The 16,933-nt window shown below is 58.6% G+C and carries 14 protein-coding genes; 6 read left to right on the top strand and 8 right to left on the bottom strand.

Annotated elements, in window-relative coordinates:
• Nucleotides 1-2: 2 nt before the first annotated feature.
• Nucleotides 3-806: a bifunctional hydroxymethylpyrimidine kinase/phosphomethylpyrimidine kinase gene (thiD, locus tag ACRQHG_RS04980; RefSeq protein WP_435719639.1), complete on the bottom strand. Its 804-nt coding sequence runs from the start codon at nucleotides 804-806 to the stop codon at nucleotides 3-5.
• A gap of 261 nt (nucleotides 807-1,067) precedes the next feature.
• The gene (locus tag ACRQHG_RS04975; RefSeq protein WP_435719638.1) at nucleotides 1,068-1,907 is read right to left on the bottom strand and encodes an aldo/keto reductase; all 840 of its coding nucleotides are present in this window, start codon (nucleotides 1,905-1,907) and stop codon (nucleotides 1,068-1,070) included.
• Between the two features lie 365 nt (nucleotides 1,908-2,272).
• Between ACRQHG_RS04975 and ACRQHG_RS04970 the strand changes: the two genes are divergently transcribed.
• Complete coding sequence (locus ACRQHG_RS04970; protein WP_435719637.1) at nucleotides 2,273-3,640, top strand: alpha/beta fold hydrolase; 1,368 nt, start codon at nucleotides 2,273-2,275, stop codon at nucleotides 3,638-3,640.
• A gap of 72 nt (nucleotides 3,641-3,712) precedes the next feature.
• On the opposite strand, the gene ACRQHG_RS04965 is transcribed toward ACRQHG_RS04970, so the two are convergent.
• Nucleotides 3,713-4,387 carry a 1-acyl-sn-glycerol-3-phosphate acyltransferase gene (locus ACRQHG_RS04965; RefSeq protein WP_435719636.1) on the bottom strand — a complete coding sequence of 225 codons (675 nt, stop codon included), beginning with the start codon at nucleotides 4,385-4,387 and terminating at the stop codon, nucleotides 3,713-3,715.
• 132 nt (nucleotides 4,388-4,519) lie between these two features.
• A complete protein-coding gene (gene ilvA, locus ACRQHG_RS04960) occupies nucleotides 4,520-5,845 on the bottom strand; it encodes a threonine ammonia-lyase IlvA (RefSeq protein ID WP_435719634.1) in 1,326 nt (441 codons plus the stop codon).
• 76 nt (nucleotides 5,846-5,921) lie between these two features.
• On the opposite strand from ilvA, the gene ACRQHG_RS04955 reads away from it, so the two are divergent.
• Complete coding sequence (locus tag ACRQHG_RS04955) at nucleotides 5,922-6,620, top strand: CYTH domain-containing protein (RefSeq protein WP_435719633.1); 699 nt, start codon at nucleotides 5,922-5,924, stop codon at nucleotides 6,618-6,620.
• Nucleotides 6,621-7,044: 424 nt separating this feature from the next.
• Here ACRQHG_RS04955 and ACRQHG_RS04950 read toward each other — a convergent pair whose 3' ends face one another.
• Nucleotides 7,045-7,827: a GntR family transcriptional regulator gene (locus ACRQHG_RS04950; RefSeq protein ID WP_435719632.1), complete on the bottom strand. Its 783-nt coding sequence runs from the start codon at nucleotides 7,825-7,827 to the stop codon at nucleotides 7,045-7,047.
• Between the two features lie 145 nt (nucleotides 7,828-7,972).
• On the opposite strand from ACRQHG_RS04950, the gene deoC reads away from it, so the two are divergent.
• Genes deoC through ACRQHG_RS04930 form a run of 4 tightly spaced genes read left to right on the top strand, consistent with a single transcriptional unit; the run spans nucleotide 7,973 to nucleotide 12,445 of the window.
• Entirely contained in the window at nucleotides 7,973-8,695 is a 723-nt protein-coding gene (gene deoC, locus ACRQHG_RS04945) for a deoxyribose-phosphate aldolase (RefSeq protein ID WP_435719631.1), read from the top strand.
• Nucleotides 8,696-8,722: 27 nt separating this feature from the next.
• Nucleotides 8,723-10,177, top strand: a complete 1,455-nt coding sequence (locus ACRQHG_RS04940) for a glycoside hydrolase family 1 protein (protein ID WP_435719629.1) — start codon at nucleotides 8,723-8,725, stop codon at nucleotides 10,175-10,177.
• A 15-nt stretch (nucleotides 10,178-10,192) separates the two neighbouring features.
• Nucleotides 10,193-11,314, top strand: coding sequence for a PfkB family carbohydrate kinase (locus ACRQHG_RS04935; protein WP_435719628.1), 1,122 nt, complete (start codon nucleotides 10,193-10,195; stop codon nucleotides 11,312-11,314).
• A gap of 27 nt (nucleotides 11,315-11,341) precedes the next feature.
• Nucleotides 11,342-12,445 carry a PTS transporter subunit EIIC gene (locus tag ACRQHG_RS04930; protein ID WP_284889923.1) on the top strand — a complete coding sequence of 368 codons (1,104 nt, stop codon included), beginning with the start codon at nucleotides 11,342-11,344 and terminating at the stop codon, nucleotides 12,443-12,445.
• Nucleotides 12,446-12,563: 118 nt separating this feature from the next.
• Here ACRQHG_RS04930 and ACRQHG_RS04925 read toward each other — a convergent pair whose 3' ends face one another.
• The 3 genes from ACRQHG_RS04925 to ACRQHG_RS04915 are packed head-to-tail and all read right to left on the bottom strand — an operon-like array spanning nucleotide 12,564 to nucleotide 16,818.
• The gene (locus ACRQHG_RS04925; RefSeq protein WP_435719627.1) at nucleotides 12,564-13,820 is read right to left on the bottom strand and encodes a GIY-YIG nuclease family protein; all 1,257 of its coding nucleotides are present in this window, start codon (nucleotides 13,818-13,820) and stop codon (nucleotides 12,564-12,566) included.
• Nucleotides 13,820-15,943, bottom strand: coding sequence for a DEAD/DEAH box helicase (locus ACRQHG_RS04920; RefSeq protein ID WP_435719625.1), 2,124 nt, complete (start codon nucleotides 15,941-15,943; stop codon nucleotides 13,820-13,822). The genes ACRQHG_RS04925 and ACRQHG_RS04920 overlap by 1 nt, the downstream gene beginning before the upstream one ends.
• 2 nt (nucleotides 15,944-15,945) lie before the next feature.
• Nucleotides 15,946-16,818 carry a type IIL restriction-modification enzyme MmeI gene (locus tag ACRQHG_RS04915; protein WP_435719624.1) on the bottom strand — a complete coding sequence of 291 codons (873 nt, stop codon included), beginning with the start codon at nucleotides 16,816-16,818 and terminating at the stop codon, nucleotides 15,946-15,948.
• Nucleotides 16,819-16,933: the final 115 nt, after the last annotated feature.

Below are 16,933 nucleotides of genomic sequence, written 5' to 3'. Positions count from 1 at the left end.
GCCTAGTCCTGATCCCGGTAAGCGCCCTGCCACACGGTGGCGAAGGGGGTATTGGCTTCCACGCGGGCCTTAATACCAGCGGTCACCATATCCTTAGCGCGCTGCACGGCTTCGTGGATCTCCACGCCCTTGGCCAGTTCCGCGGTGATGGCGGCGGCCAGGGTGCAGCCGGCCCCCGAGACGCGTTCTTCACCGATCTTCGGGGCGCGGTACACAGTGGCCTTTTCGCCATCCCAGAGCACATCCACGGCATCCGGGCCGGGGAAATCAATTCCGCCCTTGACCACCACGTTCTTCGGGCCGAGCTCACCGATGCGCTTGGCGGCTTCGATGAGGTCCTCCTCGGTTTCCAGCTTATCCAGGCCGGAAAGGGTGCGGGCCTCAAAATTATTCGGGGTGGTGACGGTGGCGAAGGGAAGGATCTTAGTGCGCAGCGCATTATCGGTATCCAGCGCCTGGCCGGGTTCCTGACCCTTGCAGATAAGAACCGGATCCACCACCACATTGTCCCATTCCTGGGAAGCGAGCCCGGCGCGCACCGCCTCAATAGTATCCGGGTGGCCGAGCATGCCGACCTTCGCGGTGCGAATATTCTGGGAGCGCAGCGCGGCTTCCATCTGGGCGCTAATCACTTCCGGAGGGACGGGCACGAAGCGATGGTTCCAGTTATTCTTCGGGTCGAAGGACACGATACATGTGAGCGTGCCCATGCCGTACACCCCGAGCTGCTGGAAGGTTTTCAAATCAACTTGGAATCCAGCACCGCCGGTAGCTTCAGACCCGGCGATGGTGTATGCAAAATACATTCCGCTCCTTTTCCTTACGGGTTCCTGGCACGGTGACGTTCACCTGATATTGCGCCCCGATCCACCGGGGCGTGACCTGCCTTTCACCACTTCTATGCTAGCGAAGGGCTACGACATATTTTTTGGACGTTTTATGCGCTGGACACCAAAGCCCCGGCATTAGCCCAGCTCAGTGCGCGCGTCCGGGCTGCCGCACGGTTCAGAGCCGCACGGTACAGACCATCCCGGTACAGTCCATCCCGGTACAGCCCAGCTCAGCCGCTATTCTCCGTTGCGTCGGAAGGTATCGGGGTGGCGCCCGGTGCGCCCGGCTTCGAAACGATCCATATTGTCGATCTCCTCGGCTTCTTCTTTGAGAAGAGTGAAATCGAGGCAGGCCAGGTTTTCAGCCAGGTGCGCGGTGGAGGATGCCCCGGGGAAGACGATCCTCCCGCGCGAGAGGTGCCAGAGCAATACCAGTTGGGCAACGGTGCATCCCTTAGCGGCCGCCAGCTCGGCAAGCACGGCGTCGTCGTTCACAGCGCCGCGCGCCAGCGGCGCCCACGCTTCCACGCGAATCCCAGCGTCGGTGCAGTACTGCGTGACCTCGGCGTTCTGGAAATAGGGGTGCGCTTCGATTTGATTGACCGCGGGCTGGATCTGCGCGGCGAAACGCAAGGCCTCGAGGTGGTGACGCTCGAAATTGGACACGCCAATTGCGCGGGCGCGCCCGTCGGCCACGAATTCCTCCATGACCTGGTACGCCTCCACGTAATCGCCGCTGAGCATGGGCCAGTGAATGAGGAAAAGATCAACGTAATCGGTGCCCAGGTCCGCGAGCGAGCGCGCGAAGGTTTCCCGCACGGCACGCGGGGCGTGGTTGGGATTATCGAGTTTCGTGACGAGGAAAATCTCCTCGCGATCCACGCCGGATTCCGCGATTGCCTGGCCCACCGCGGCTTCGTTGCCGTACATTTGCGCGGTGTCGATATGCCGGTAGCCCATAGCGAGCGCCTCGCGCACGGACCGGCGCGCGGTGGCATCGTCCATGCGGTAGGTGCCGATGCCCAGTTGCGGAATCCAGTGGCCGGAATTGAGGGGAAGAAGCGGGATTGTTGCCATGGCTCTATTCTTGCAGAAGGTACGACGGCGCAGCTGCACTCTGGCACCCGGCCGGCTACTCTAACATTGTTAGAGTAGCTTTAGAGTAGCTCCGGCGTACCCCGAGAAAACGTTGCTATGGCGCGGATTTCTACTATCACGCCGGATGTTAGAGTACTTTAGAGTAGATGTGAGAGTAGCTGTTATAGCTACTGGGAAGCCCCGAATCACCCGCCCGGCGCCGGATGGCTTACTCACAGCTCAGAGCGAATCGATGGCATTTTTGGCTGTAACCAAATCCGCGCCGGTGCGCTCGCGGCCCCGCAGAAATGAGAGCTACCGTACAGCCGGCGAGAACGGGCCCTCGCTCGGGTAATCTTCACGGTATGAGCGCGGTTACCTATCGTTTTCAGGGTTATACATTCATCGAGCACCGCATCCAGGTGCCCCTTGATTACTTTGGTGCGTTCACTCAGCTGGCCCCGGACGATACTATCGCCCACGTTCCCGCTACCATCACGGTGTTTGCGCGGGAAATTGTGCGGGCTGGCCGTGAGGATGCGCCGCGGCTGGTGTATCTGGAAGGCGGGCCGGGCCACGCGGCACCGCGCCCGGCGGGACTGAGCGGCTGGCAGGATCTGCTGCTCAACCACTATCGCCTCGTTCTGCTCGACGAACGCGGCACCGGCAATTCGTATCCGCTCGATTCCCTCACCATTACCGCGGCCGGCAGCCCCGCCGCTCAGGCCGCGTTGCTCTCCTGTTTCCGCCAGGATTCTATTGTGAACGACGCCGAACACCTGCGCCGCCACCTCCAAGGCGATGAACCGTGGAGCGTGCTGGGGCAAAGTTTCGGGGGTTTCGCCGCGGTATCCTATCTTTCCTACGCGCCCGCGGGGCTGCGCGAAGTCATGATCACCGGCGGGCTGCCCAGTTTGGATAGCGGCCCGCAAGCCGTATACCGGCAGACTTTCCCGCGCCTGGCCGCCCGGCACCGCGCCTACTTCGAGCGCTACCCGAATGATGAGGACACCGCCTGGTATATCGCCACCCACCTGGCGGACGTGGAAGAAATCCTGCCCACCGGGGAGCGCCTCACCCCGGCGCGATTCCGCCAGCTCGGCCAGCGCCTCGGCTTCACCTACGGCTTCGAGCAGCTCCACTACCTGCTCGAAGACCCGGTCTGGTCCTTCCGCGGGCAACGCCGGCTGCGCCCCGCTTTCCTCCAGCGGGTGGGCGAAGCGGTGTCCGCCGCGCGCGCCCCGCTCTATTTCGCGCTCCAGGAAGCCATTTATGCACAATCGGGCACCGGCCCGCTGGCCTGGGCCGCGCACCGGGTCCGCGGGGAATTCCCCGAATTTGCTATCCCCGCGCTCGCGATGGGCGGGGTCGGTGAAACTGATCTGCGCAAGGAGGGGCTGGGCTTCCGCTTCTCCGGGGAGAGTGTTTTCCCCTGGCAATTCGAGCAGGACCCGGCGCTGCTCCCGCTGCGCGGGGCCGCCAATGAGCTGGCCTTCCGCATCTCCTGGCACGATCTGTATCGTCCGGATGTGCTGGGCGGCAACCAGGTTCCCGTGGCCGCGTGGATTTTCCGCGAGGATATGTACGTGCCGGCCGATCTTTCCCTGGAAACCGCCGGGCGCATCCGTGGCCTGACCGCGCTGGTCAGCGACGATTACCAGCACGATGCATTGGGCCGTGATCCGCACACCGTGATTAACGCGCTGCTTGAGGCGGTGCACCGGGAGCGGTAGGCGGTAGCGCGGGTGGCCCGGGGCGCGTTAAAGCGGTAGCCCGGGCGCGTGGCCCGCTCGCGCGGCCGGCCGCTACTCGGTAATCCCCACCCCGCCGGTTTCCCGATTCATGCGAATCGCAAAAGCACGCGCTTCTTCCAGGTCGATGCCGTCGAGGAGGTGGGCGCGGGCGGCGGCGTCGTCCTCAGCGCGCAAACGCGGCACCGAACGCTTGACGCCATTCTTCCCCACAAAATCGCGGTAAAACTCGCGCAGAATATCCATATCCGCCTCTACATCGCCGGAAAGGTAGAGGTGCTTCCACCACCCGTAAGTTTTGGTGCGCGAATCAATAAAGCCGAGGGTGATGGGCAGGCGTCCGGCCAGGCCCATGCGGTAAAACCCGGATTTCCAGTACTGAACGTCCTTCCGGGTGCCTTCCGGGGCGAGCGCCACGCAGAATTCCTCGCTGCGTTCGGCCTGGTCCAGCAGCGACCCCACGATTCCGCTGGGGTGGTTGCGGTCCACCGAGATTCCGCCGACGGCGCGCACAATCTTCCCCAGCACCGGGGTCTGCACCAGCGAATTTTTGACCAGGAATTTCATGGAGCGCCCGTAGCTCCAAAACGCGACAATGTCGTAAATACCATCCCAGTTAGAGGAATGCGGGGCGCCGATGACGATCGTTTTTGGCGCGATGGGTTCGTGCACAAAGGTCCAACGGGAGCAGGCGCGGAAAATGCGCGCGGCGGCGCTACGGAATGCCATGGGGGTCCTTTCGCGGAGGGTGGCGTCTGGCCGGTATTGTACCCGCTTCTTGCACGGGGCTTTTAAGTACGACGGCGCAGCGCCGGCCACGCGCCGTCTGGCAACGCGGGCGCGGTGGTCACGTGCCAAGCCCTAGATAAAGAAGCGGAATTCGGGCGAGCCGGGTTCGACCTTGTGAATATCAATCCCGGAGCGATCCATGCGATCCAGCAGGTCAGCCAGGTTTTCCGGGTGTTGAATATCGATGCCCACCAGTGCCGGGCCGGTTTCGCGGTTGGTTTTCTTCGTGTATTCGAAGTACACGATATCTTCGTCGGCCACGAGCACGCGGTCGAGGAATTCCTTGAGGGCCCCGGGTTTCTGGGCGAAGGTCACCAGGAAGTAGTGGCGCAGTCCCTCGTAGACCATGGACCGTTCCAGAATGTCGGCGTAGCGGGAGACGTCATTATTCCCACCCGAAATCACCGCGATGAGCGGGCGCGGAGTGGTGGCGGGATCGGCGCTGCTGTCGGAGAGAGCGGCGTCGTCGTTCCCACTAACGCGGGTTTCGACCAGGGTGTTCAGGCGCCCCACCGCGGCCGGGGCGAGCGCGCCGGACGGCTCGGCAATAATCCCATCCACCTGGTAGAGGTTGAGCATTTCGGTACACAGCGCGCCTTCGGGCACGGTGATAAAGCCGTCCACCAGGTCGCGCGCTGCGGCGTAGGTGAGGTCCCCCACGCGCGCCACCGCGGTGCCATCCGCGAAATTATCGACGGAATCGAGCGTGACCGGCCCGCCCGCGGCCAGCGCGGCCTGCATAGACGCAGCGCCGGTGGGCTCCACCCCGATCACCCGGGTGTGCGGATGCGTATTTTTCACCCAGATCGCGGTGCCGGCCAGCAGCCCGCCGCCGCCCACCGGCACCAGCACCGCCTCGGGCTCCAGCCCGCTTTGCTCCACGCACTGTTCGAAAGCTTCGGCGATCACGGTGCCCTGCCCGGCGATAATCGGGGCGGCGTCGAAAGGATGCACGAAGGTCGCACCGTGCTCAGAGGCGTACGCTAGGGCGGCGCCGGCTGCGGCGTCGAACGTAGGCCCGCCAATAATCTGTTCCACCCACGCGCCCCCAATATCGCGGATCCGTTCGCGTTTCTGGCGCGGCGTGGTGGCGGGCAGGAAAATCTTGCCGTGAATCCGCAGGTGATTGCAGGCGTAAGCCACGCCCTGCGCGTGATTGCCGGCCGATGCGCACACCACCCCGGCGGCGCGTTCCTTCTCCCCGAGCGCGTGAATCGCGTTGTATGCCCCGCGGACTTTATAGCTGCGCCCGACCTGCGTATCCTCGCGTTTGAGGTAAACGGGCCGGCCGAGGGCGGCGCTGAGGCGCTCGGATAGCTGCAGCGGGGTGCGGCGCACCGTGCCCGCGAGGGTGCGGGCGGCTGCGGCGATGAGCTCGGGTGAAGGTAATTCAGTCATCCTCCTATTGTGCCGGGATGCGGGCGCGATGGCGTGGCTGTTTCACCACGTGGGTGCGCACGTCTACGATGGAAGCATGATGGAACCCGGCCACGGCCCTGGCGTCGACGCGGACGCCGATTTCGAATTCGAACGCAAATTCCTGGTGCGCGAACTCCCCGACGACGTCGCCGAGCACGCCTCCACCCAGGTCATCATCCAGGCTTACACTTTCGCGCAGGACGGCTACGCGGTGCGGGTGCGGGTACGTTTCCCCGATGCTTTCGTACCTTTTGATGAGTTCGACGACGCCGCCGACTTCCGCGGTGGTTACGAACGCCGTGCGCTCGCGCGGATGCTGGGGGCGGGATGCCCGGCGAGCGCCTCGGTGGCGGTGAAATCGCCGGTGGTGAGTGCGGAACGCTACGAGAAGGAAATGGAAATTGATACCGATGTGGCCGTGCAGATTCTGCGGCGCTCGGTGGATCTGGTCCTCAAAAATCGTTTCTCCCTGTGGATTGATGAGGACGGCTGGGAATTCGATGCTTTTGGCGGGCAAAACGCGGGGTTGATTATCGCGGAAGTGGAGCGGCGCGCGCCGGTGGTGGACCTGAAAATTCCGGATTTTTGCGCCACCGAAGTTTCCGACGATCTGCGTTTCACCAATGACCATCTTTCCAAGGACCCGTGGATGCAATGGGGTGCGGCCTATATGGAGGAGCTGGATGCACGCGGCCCGCATTTCCTGGATTTGCGAGCGCCTCAGCAGCGCGAACGCGAGGGTGAAGGGACGTGAGCGCGAGGGTGCGTGAGCGGTTATTTCCTGAGCGGAAGTAGCATTGCTTATTTCAGTTCCGGTATGGCGCACTGAAAACGAAGCCCACGGGGCATGTAGGCATGGGCGCACGGCCGGAATATCGTTGAATTGCCGTTGAATGTGAGTAATGGCACGACTGCGGGTGTCTCAAAACCGCAAGCATTGTTGCGCATGCGTTTAGACTTATACAAGTACTCACTCGTTGTTACATTAACGGACCTGTGTCGCCATATTGGCGTGCACACCACGGCATGTGTATCACTCAACCTGAGGTGAGCGGGTTGTTTGATCCGGCCGTTGAGGGGCGGCGCGCAAGCGTCGCCCCTCTTTATTCTCCGCGGGGTGATAGGGCTCTTGGTTATGTTAAGTTCCGTTGCTGTCGCGACAATAATCCGCACTGTTCTCACGTGATATTTTTCCGCAGGCGAGCGCCCCGGCTTGTGGTTGTCACCGCGAGCTTATAGCGATCAGCACGCGCGATAATGACCGAAAGTTCGAATACCCGCCCCTGCGAATCGATGGAATGGCGGAGAATCCTTAAGGCCGGGGAACCAGCGGGCACCTGAAGTTGCTTGGCTTGGACGGCGTTCAGCGTCGTCGCCTCATACACCTCGTCCGCACGTTCCGGAAGCGTTCCAGAGTGGCGCGCAATCGCGGAATAAAGCGAATGCTCGAGCTCCTCTTCACTCAATTCCGGGCAGAGCTCCACCGGAATATAAGCGGTGGTGAGGAGCAGCGGCATATCGTCGGCCAGGCGCACTCGTTCGATTTGCCAAACCGCGTTGCTCTCCTGCAATTCGAGCAGCTCGCTGACCCAGTCAGGTGCTTCCACTTGCTGGAAACTCACCACGTGGGACGACGGCGCCTTACCGAAACCAGCCATCTCAGCGGAAAAATTGAGGGCGGTATCTAAGCCGGGCCTATCGTTGCCCTTGGATACGAACGTCCCCTTACCACGTTTGCGGATCACGCGCCCCGATTTCACTAAACCTTCGAAGCATTTACGTACCGTGGCTCGCGAAAGGCCAAAGGACTCGCATAGGGATTGCTCGGTCGGCAACGCGGTTCCCTCGGTGAGAAACCCGGTGGCGATCAGCTGCACGATCCGTTCCTGTAATTGCCGGTACAGCGGGTGATCGGATTCGGTATTCAGCGGCTGGCTGGCGATGGCAGTGAGGGTATCCAACGGTCTCCTAGCTTTGTACGGTACAAAGCTAACATTACCGCGAATTTCGTAGACAGGCGATGTTTTCGGGGCTATTTTAAAACATAAAAGTACGGTACGTATAGAACAATGCAGTTCAATACCTGTTACTACTGAAAGGAAAATAATGATTCCCGCACGCAAAGCCGCAGATATGACCCAGGCTGAATTGGCACGCTACGTCGATCAGTCCGTGCTCAAACCCGAATTCACCGATGATGATATTCGCAAATACACCCAGGAAGGCATCGATTTCGGGTGCAAGACGATCTGCATCAACCCGGCATCCCTTCCGATTGTGGCTCCCATGGTCGAGGGAACCGATACCGGTCTGTGCGTGGTGGCAGACTTCCCCTTCGGGCTCGCCACAACCGAGGCAAAGGAAATGCTCACCGAGCACTACTGCTCGAAGTGGGATATCGAGGATCTGGATATTGTTGCCAACTACGGCTGGCTGCGCACCGGCCGTCTCGATGACGTTGTCAAGGATCTTGAACCTGTCGTCGCCGCGGCCCATAAGTGGAATACCAAGGTCAAGGTCATTATCGAAACGGACTCTCTGAACTTGGAGCAGGTTGCGGAGGGAACGAAGGCAGCAATCCGCGCCGGCGCAGACTTCATCAAGACCTCCACCGGGTTCTTCACCGGCGCTGAAAACAAGGGTGCGACGGTGGAAGTCGTGAAAACCATGATCGAGGCTGCTGAGGGAAAGATCGCCGTCAAGGGAGCCGGATGCATTCGCACTCGCGAGCATTTCCTCGAACTTATTGATCTTGGCATTGACCGTATGGGCGTTGGTTATCGCTCCACGCCGGTTGTTCTTGGTATTAACCCGCCGGCGGGTAAATAGATATGACAGCTCGACAAGGGAAGAAAAGTGACTCATGTAAGTACCACTCGTTTCCCTGAAGATTTCCTATGGGGAGGGGCCACGTCCGCCAGCCAGTGCGAAGGCGCCTGGAATGAGGACGGGCGTGGCCCCTCGATCGGGGATCATCTGAGTGTAGGAAGTAGAACAACGAAGCGGGAGTTTTCCCTCTCGCTTGATCCGCACAAGCATTATCCGAGCCATGTTGCGGCGGATCACTACCACCACTGGCGTGAAGATACTGCCCTCCTGGCCGAGATGGGATTTAACGTTTACCGTTTCTCCATCAGCTGGACGCGTATCTTCCCCCGGGGTGATGAAGAAACTCCCAATCAGGCAGGTTTAGATTTCTACCGCGCGCTGATTGACGAATGTATTGCGCGTGGAATGACCCCGATGGTCACGATCACGCAGTACGAACCGCCGCTGTATTTAGCGCAAAAATACGGAGGCTGGTCGAACCGGAAAACCATCGATTTTTATCTGAAGTTCTGCGAGACAATCATGCGTGAGTTTCGTGGGAAGGTACGGTACTGGATTCCATTCGTCGAGGTGAATCTGACCCTGACCGCTTTTGGTGAGGCGACATCAGCTGGCATCCTGCCGCCGGAAGGGCCGTTCCCGCGGGAAACGAATTCTCCCGAGCGCCTCCAGGCTCGATACCAGGCTATGCACCATATTTTCATCGCGAACGCGAAAGTGGTGAAGCTGGCGCGGAAGATCGACCCGGACAACCACGTGGGGTGCATGCTTGCCGGCCCGGCGAGCTATCCCCTGACTTGCTCACCGGAAGATAATCTCGCGAATCTCCAGTCTCTCCAGCGCGAGTGCTGGTTCTGCTCGGACGTGGCCGTGCGTGGGGAGTACCCCGGTTATATGAAACGCCATATGGCCGAGGAGGGTATTTCCATCACGATGGAGCCCGAGGACGCCGAGCTGCTGCATGCGGGAACTGTTGATTTTATTGGTTTCTCTTATTATTCCTCGAGCTGCATCAGCGCCGAAGGGCATGGCGGGGTTGAGGGTAATAATCTTGCTGGCGTTCCCAACCCGTATCTCAAGAAAAGCGAGTGGGGCTGGCTCGTGGATCCGATTGGGATCCGGATTGCCTGCAACCTGGTCTGGGATCGCTACCAACTTCCGATGTACATCGTTGAAAATGGGCTCGGCGCCGTCGACGTTGTGACAGAAGACGGGCGTATCGAGGATGACTACCGCATCGAATACCTGCGCGCACATATCGAGCAACTCAAAGAAGCGCTTGCCGATGGTGTGGACCTGCGCGGGTATATGACGTGGGGGTGCATTGATCTTATTGCTGAATCAACGGGGCAGATGAGTAAACGGTACGGCTTTGTTCACGTGGATTTCGACGACGCAGGCCACGGGAGCGGGAAACGGACTCGGAAGAAGAGTTTTTTCTGGTACCGCGATGTGATCCACAGCCGCGGAGAAAATTTATAACACAAGAAAGGTGAGATGATGAGCAACGAAGCGATCATTGATCTGGCAAAGAAATTAGAGGCAAAGACGCCTCATGCCAATATTCCAGTTGGATACGACGGTTTCATTGACCGTATTACCCATGTTGTTGATAAACGGCTCGGGCCGGATGAGTACCAGCGCGTGGAAACGCTCACTGCATACGGGCAAAAATTTATTGATGCCGCCGGACTGAGCATGAATATTGAGATGGTGCCTGTTACTACCAAGCTCGGGGGAGTGGCAACGATTCTGGCGAATTCGCTTGCCACCCTGGGTAATCGGGTGACGTATATGGGCGCGCTGGGTCTGGGCGGAGTGAATCCAGTTTTCCAGGATTTTGCGAATATGGCTGAGGAGGTTATTTCCTTCTCCAATCCCGGGGTTTCTGACGCGCTGGAATTTACCGACGGCAAAGTGATTTCCAGTCAGCTGGAGCCGCTCAAGATGGTGAGTTGGGAGAATCTTCTTGAGGCGACGACGCTTGAGCACCTGGTGGAGGTCTTTGACCGTGCGGATCTTGTAGCTTTCGCTGACTGGACCTTGCTGATTAACGTCGGCAGTATCTGGGATGGGATTGCTGAGGAAGTTCTTCCCAAGATGACGAATCGCGAGCGGCGGATGATGTTCTTCGATCTTTCTGATCCGACCAAGCGCACAACTGAGGATGTCCTCGGCGTTATGGCAACGATCCGTAAGTACGAGGAGTTCTTCGATACCACGCTCGGCCTCAATAAGAAGGAAGCCTACGAGGTGGCTAGCCGCTACGGGGCAGCGAAGGATGACTTCGCGAATCTTAACGAGCTTGCGCGTTTCCTGCGGGAAAAGGTCGGAATTAGCGAGATTGTTATTCATCCGGTGGATGGCGCGGTTCTCAGCAATGCCCGCGAGGATGTGGCTGTGGATGGGCCGTATTGCGCCGATCCTACGCTCACGACGGGCGGCGGGGATAATTTCAACTCCGGGTTCCTCACCGGGCGCTCCCTTGGCCTGACCAGCGAAGAATCGCTGCTTCTCGGGGTAGCGAATTCGGGCTTCTATGTTCGGGCGGGCCGGAGCCCTGCTTTCGATGAGCTGAGGGAATTCCTGGTGCGGTGGGCACGGGGCGAGATTGATTAATCACGGGCTACCGAAAGGAGGACAGCCATGAGTGAGAAAAAGACTTTCGATAAAATCATTGACGCTGTTGCGGCGATTTTCTTGCCCGTCATTAATCTGCTGACTGCCGCGGGGATTCTCAAAGGTATTTTAGCTATTTGCGTGGCGGCCGGGTGGTTGAGTGACGCTTCGGATACCTACCGGATTCTTGCTGCTATGGGCGACGCCGTTTTCTATTTCTTGCCGGTCTTGTTGGCATTTACGTCGGCTAAGAAGTTCGGGGCTAATCCGTATACGGCCGTGGTGATCGCGGGTGTGCTTCTGTATCCGGATTTGAACCAGACGCTGGAATCCGGCACAACGATGTACTTCCTGGGGATCCCGGTATTTAGCGCGATCTACCATTCCAGCGTCATCACGATTCTCATGACGGTCGGCTTGCTGGCCTTTGTTGAGAAGGGCCTGGACAGGATTTTCCCGGAGGTGATTCGCGGGTTCCTCACCCCGTTCATTTCGGTGATTCTGGTTGGGCTGGTCACGCTGATGGCTTTCGGGCCTATCGGCACGCTGATTAGTAACGGCCTGGCGGCTGGGTACGAGTTCTTATACGATCTTTCGCCGGCTGCCGCGGGTTTGGTTCTGGGTGCATGTTTCCAGCTTCTGGTGATTTTCGGTCTGCACTGGGGCATCATGCTGGTGTCGATGAATAATGTTGCTGCGTTGGGGCACGATACGGTGTTGGCTTTGTTTGGTCCTTCGATTTTCGCGCAGGCTGGTGCCGCCTTGGCGGTGTTGCTGCGCTCGAAGAACGGAAAGACACGCACGGTGTGTGCTTCTTCGGTGATTTCAGCATTGTTCGGAATTACCGAGCCGGCGTTGTTCGGCGTGAATCTTCCGCGGAAGACTCCCATGATTGCCGTGTGTATTGGCGGTGGCGTGGGTGGCGCTATTGCAGGTATTTCGGGTGCACAAGCTGGCGGCTTCGCGATTCCGTCGCTTGCCACGCTACCGGTGTTCTTCGGTAACGGCTTCGTTTTGTTCGTTATTTCCTGCTTGGTCGGTTTCCTCGTTGCATTCATCTGCACGCTGTTCCTGCGTTTCGAGGCTGACCTGAAGATCGCGGAGGAAGAGGAGGTGAAGGCGGCTAACTAAGCTATTCCCGCTTTCCTGGACACTCCGGCACGGATTGTTCGGAAGAGTGGTTGCGTATCTCCCGTATGTGGCGGGGCTTGTTCGGGTACTACCGGGCAGGCCCCGCCACGGTTGTTCTTTATTGGTGTACCGGTACGAAACTCTCGCTCCCCTTGTCATAGCGGTACCGAGTGTTTTCCCCATTTTGGATGAGGTCGACGGCGGTGGCGATGGCTTCGCGCGGGACGATGAACCATTCGCTCGGGTCGTAGTTTTTGCCTTCGCTGTCGATTTGCGAGAGGGATACTTTTACGTCCGCGAAGATCTGGTGGAGCAGGTGCTCCAGCTTCGCGGCATTGACGTCGTAAGTCACGTACGTGTCCACGATTTCGACGGGCGCCATGAGGTAGGTAGAGGATTGTTCGGCGCCGGCGATGCGCTTTTCTACCGGCCCGCGCGAGAATCCAATCTTGTGGAGGTTGCGTAGGCTGGAGATCTGCGGGTCTGTGGAGAGCGAACGTAGCACATAGATCCACCCAGTTGGAGTTTCGTCCGAGGAAGCTTCGCTGGTAATTTCACCAGACACCTCAACATCTGCCGAGGGTTCTGCGTAGGCAAGATCGTAAGCAACATCGGCGGGTTGGGTGATGATCCGGCCGTCTTCTTCTGCCATTCGTCCTGCGAGGGATTGGCGGTAGAGATCAGATTCTGTTCCGTTTTCAAAAATAACCCGAAGACGTTGCCTGGTAATTGTTTTGCCGGCACTGGTGACAGTTTTTTCGTCTTCTCCTTCAGATTCGACGTATCCCATAACCCCGTTCAGGACGAAGTACAGCCCGTCCCGAATTACGTTGATTCCCGTTTCTATGCTCTTATAAGGCTTCTGCTCCACGATCCCGGCTGATAGCTGTGCATGCTTCGCTTTGAAGAGCGGCTCAAACTTCTCAAACTCTTTCGCTTTCACGCGTTTAGCCACGTAGTCCGGCGCTGCATTAGTCCGCGGCGGCGTAGCGGGGAGCCGGGACACATCGGTGATGCCGTATCCGTCGTCCAGGAGGTTGAACTCATCGGATGCCAGAACATCATCAATGCTCTGCGGGGCTTCGTCGCGGGTGAGCAGCCCGAATTCAGTGTCGAGGTCCTTGAGCTTCTCAAGCTTTTCAGGATCGGCACGGATTCCTTCCAGGCGCGCCCCGAGCTTGCGTTCCCCGATAGCGCGGGTGTGCGGATCGGGTTCGCGCCCTTCTTTGGCTCGGAAGTCCACGATTTCTAGGAAGGCGCGTTCTAGCCGGTCTTCGCTGGTGAAACGCCGCGGAGCCGGAGGTGCGTCAAGTAGCCCTTCGGTATCCGAGGCGAGGATTTTCGCGAATTCTGCTTCAAAATCGAAATCAGCCATTAGTTCTTATCTCCCTGGGAAGCCTCGGCGCTCGCGGAACGTGCCGGCACCGGCACATCTTCGGCATGCTTACCGCTGCTGCGCACTGCCGCGGGTTCGCTCTGCTCCACCCCAGCTTCAACCCCAGCTTCAACGGCCGCTTCAGCTGCCGCTTTCTCAGCATCATGCTTTGCTTTTTCGCGTTGCAGGATGAGCAGACCTTCGGCATACAGTTTCTCGGTGGGGTCGTCGCTGCGCACGTCCGGGCGGCGGCCGTTGACCTTGACCCAGTCGGTGATTGCGGGCCACATTTCCATTGCTTCTTCGGGCTTCAGGGTGATGCGGGTAGCGGCAATGGCATCTTGGATGATGCGCAGCACCGGGCTGGAGACCTGCTTGGACATCACTTCGAAGGCCTTCTGGAAGGGGTTGATGGATTCGATGAGGTCGATGTTGATCTCATCAATATCCACGAACTTGTTCCCCGCTTCCACGAAACGCCGGTCGCCCACGGTCCGCACTTCGCCAGATTTGATCACGGAGGAGACCACCACATGCTGGCGGATTTGCTCGACTTCTTTCTCGGTGATGTCCGGGTAGGTTTGGCGAATGATGCGCGGGATAAGCACCTTGTTAATGACTTCGGGTTCCGCAGCGCCGGCCGCGGCCCGCGCCACCTGGTCATCTTGCAAAATATTGGCCTTCAGATCATCGATACCGGTGGCGATAATCTCCTTGGCGCGCTTGGTAGACGGTTCCACCAGGCCCTTGACTTCCAGGGTGCCGGGATCCGGGGTTTCGTCGGTGTTGCGCTTGGCCCGGAAGTTGTAGTTCGGGGCGAGCACCTGCTCCATGAGCAGCGCCGCGGTGATGCCTTTCAGCACGTTATTGACGGAGAGTGTCACTTCGTTTTGGGTGGCATCCGGTTCAGCCAGCAGGTTCGTGAATTGCGCGTGGCTTTTCCCGGGACTATCGCGGGTTACGCGCCCGATAATCTGGATGAGTTCGGTATGCGAGGCACGGTAACCAACCGTGAGGGCGTGTTCCGCGAAAGGCCAGTCGAAACCTTCTTTCGCCATCCCGAGCGCAATGATGATATCGGCAGCATCACGATTCTTCGCTGCCACATCGGTCAAATACACCAGGGTTTTAGCGCGCGCTTTCTCATCACTATCGTCCACGAGGTCCGCGACTCGCAGCACAGCACCGGTGTCACGCCGCCGCACGAAGATCATGCAGTCATCTCCAGGGAAACGCGGCTCTACCTGCGTAACCTCTTCGGGCGAAAGCACTTCGCCAATAATGTCGAGGATTTTCCCGACTTCTTCATACTTGTCCTTAGTGGATTCCCCGGAGTTTACGGAGGGGATATGCAGAATAGTTTTCTTGTCGAGGTCCAGCACTTCCGCGATGGCGTCGGTGTAACGGCCCTGGTAGAAGTGGTGGCCGATGCCGAGTGTTTTCAGGTACTGGTAGCCGTTGAGCTGGTCGTAATAGTTGAAGGTGACGGGCGTGAATTTCGCTTCGTCTTTCGGATCCAGCACGGGCACGGAGTCCCCGCGGAAGTAGGAGCCGGTCATGGCGATGATATGCGCGTCGGACTGCTCCATAATGGCGTGCAGCACGGAGCCGAGCCGGTTGTTGTCCAGGTCTGCGGAGACGTGATGGAATTCGTCAATCGCGATCACGCAGCCGTTGAAATCCTCGGGTTTGGCCTGTTCAAAGGCGAAACGCAGGGTGGCGTGCGTGCAGACGAGCGTGGCATCCGGCCCTTCCAGGAAACGCAGGAATGCGGCGACTTTCGATTCGTTGCTGCCGGGTGTGCACAGGTTGTTCGCGGCTTTGACGTCCCAATCCGCGAAGAAGCCGTAGGTGGTGAGGTCGGTGGGCGCGAAGGACGCACCGATGGAGCGTTCGGGTACCGCCACGATCACTTTGCGCCGGCCCTGGTTGAAGAGCTTATCGAGCGCAATAAACATGAGCGCGCGCGATTTCCCGGAAGCGGGCGGCGCCTTGATGAGCAGGTACTGGGAGGCGCGCTGTTCATAGGCGCGAGCCTGCATTTCCCGCATTCCGAGCTCATCGGTGGCAACCGATTTCCCGGTTTGCGCATAGGTCACGTCCACAACGTTTTCGGTGGCCACGGCTATTTCCCTTCTGCTTCGATCATCTGCTGATACTTCGCGAACAGCACCGCGAGGCGTTCCTCATCGGATGCGAACGGGGTGCTCTTGTAAAGTCTATCTACCGCTTCGTCAATTTTTTCGTGCGCTTCGCGGAGGTTGCGTGGCATAAGGTCCGGGTCGTAGAGTTCCGCGAGTGTTTTTTCGCAGTGGTATTCGCGTACATCGAGTACGCGTAGCGCGCGTTTCGTGAGTTCTTCTTTCGACGACGCCGACAACTCTGGCACGGGGAAAGTGTTATAGACCAAGGTATTTCCGTATCGAATTCCTGTTCCTAGCCTTCCACCAACCGCGCGGACCCAAGCCATGTGCATCTTCGATGTAAGTAGTGCGAACAGCCATGGCTCGGCGTCGTATACCGCAAAAGACGCATTCGAAATTACCGCATTGGCATCAAGATAGCCGATTGGGATGTAATCTCGTTGATCTGAAGTATGGCTCGGTATTGTGATGGAATCCGTCGGTTTGTAACGTACTTCTGCAAATCGCCATGGGATAGAAGCTAATTCTTTGGTCGGGATTTTTGTACTTGCGGTTCTCATCCGAGCTACTTTGGTTAAGCGCTCCTCTATCTCGGGAATTTTAGCGACTTCGTGATGGTTTTCTTCGGTAATCCACAAGCAGAAGCGTTCCGTTCCTTTTATGAATTCGTCTGCGCCGATAAACAATTTGACCACATTGGACAGTTCGGGATGTCTCGTGAGAACATCTTCCGCTTCGTGAGCGGAGAGAATCAGGTTCCCTCCGTCGGTCGGTTTTGAGCCATAACTCATCTTCGGGAGTTGCTTCGAGAGTACATGGCTACGTTTAGAAACATATTGATTGTCTCCGCTCACGAGGTATGGATTGATATTGTCAACGGTTCGTGAGACTCCATCGAGAGTGTCTAATGGTTTGTGTGTGAGGGTGAAAACCACCTAGGAGATAAACCAGAATGACTACCGTGAAACA

The sequence above is a fragment of the Actinotignum vesiculae genome (assembly GCF_051267215.1).
Taxonomy (GTDB): domain Bacteria; phylum Actinomycetota; class Actinomycetes; order Actinomycetales; family Actinomycetaceae; genus Actinotignum; species Actinotignum schaalii.
Note: the sequence above shows the minus strand (reverse complement) of the source record. Positions and strands in the feature narration are given on the sequence as shown.

Excerpts from the sequence above, each read along its gene's own strand:
- thiD (WP_435719639.1), bottom strand. The coding sequence starts at position 806 with ATGTATTTTGCATACACCATCGCCGGGTCTGAAGCTACCGGCGGTGCT.
- ACRQHG_RS04975 (WP_435719638.1), bottom strand. The coding sequence starts at position 1,907 with ATGGCAACAATCCCGCTTCTTCCCCTCAATTCCGGCCACTGGATTCCG.
- ACRQHG_RS04970 (WP_435719637.1), top strand. The coding sequence starts at position 2,273 with ATGAGCGCGGTTACCTATCGTTTTCAGGGTTATACATTCATCGAGCAC.
- ACRQHG_RS04965 (WP_435719636.1), bottom strand. The coding sequence starts at position 4,387 with ATGGCATTCCGTAGCGCCGCCGCGCGCATTTTCCGCGCCTGCTCCCGT.
- ilvA (WP_435719634.1), bottom strand. The coding sequence starts at position 5,845 with ATGACTGAATTACCTTCACCCGAGCTCATCGCCGCAGCCGCCCGCACC.
- ACRQHG_RS04955 (WP_435719633.1), top strand. The coding sequence starts at position 5,922 with ATGATGGAACCCGGCCACGGCCCTGGCGTCGACGCGGACGCCGATTTC.
- deoC (WP_435719631.1), top strand. The coding sequence starts at position 7,973 with ATGATTCCCGCACGCAAAGCCGCAGATATGACCCAGGCTGAATTGGCA.
- ACRQHG_RS04935 (WP_435719628.1), top strand. The coding sequence starts at position 10,193 with ATGATGAGCAACGAAGCGATCATTGATCTGGCAAAGAAATTAGAGGCA.
- ACRQHG_RS04930 (WP_284889923.1), top strand. The coding sequence starts at position 11,342 with ATGAGTGAGAAAAAGACTTTCGATAAAATCATTGACGCTGTTGCGGCG.
- ACRQHG_RS04925 (WP_435719627.1), bottom strand. The coding sequence starts at position 13,820 with ATGGCTGATTTCGATTTTGAAGCAGAATTCGCGAAAATCCTCGCCTCG.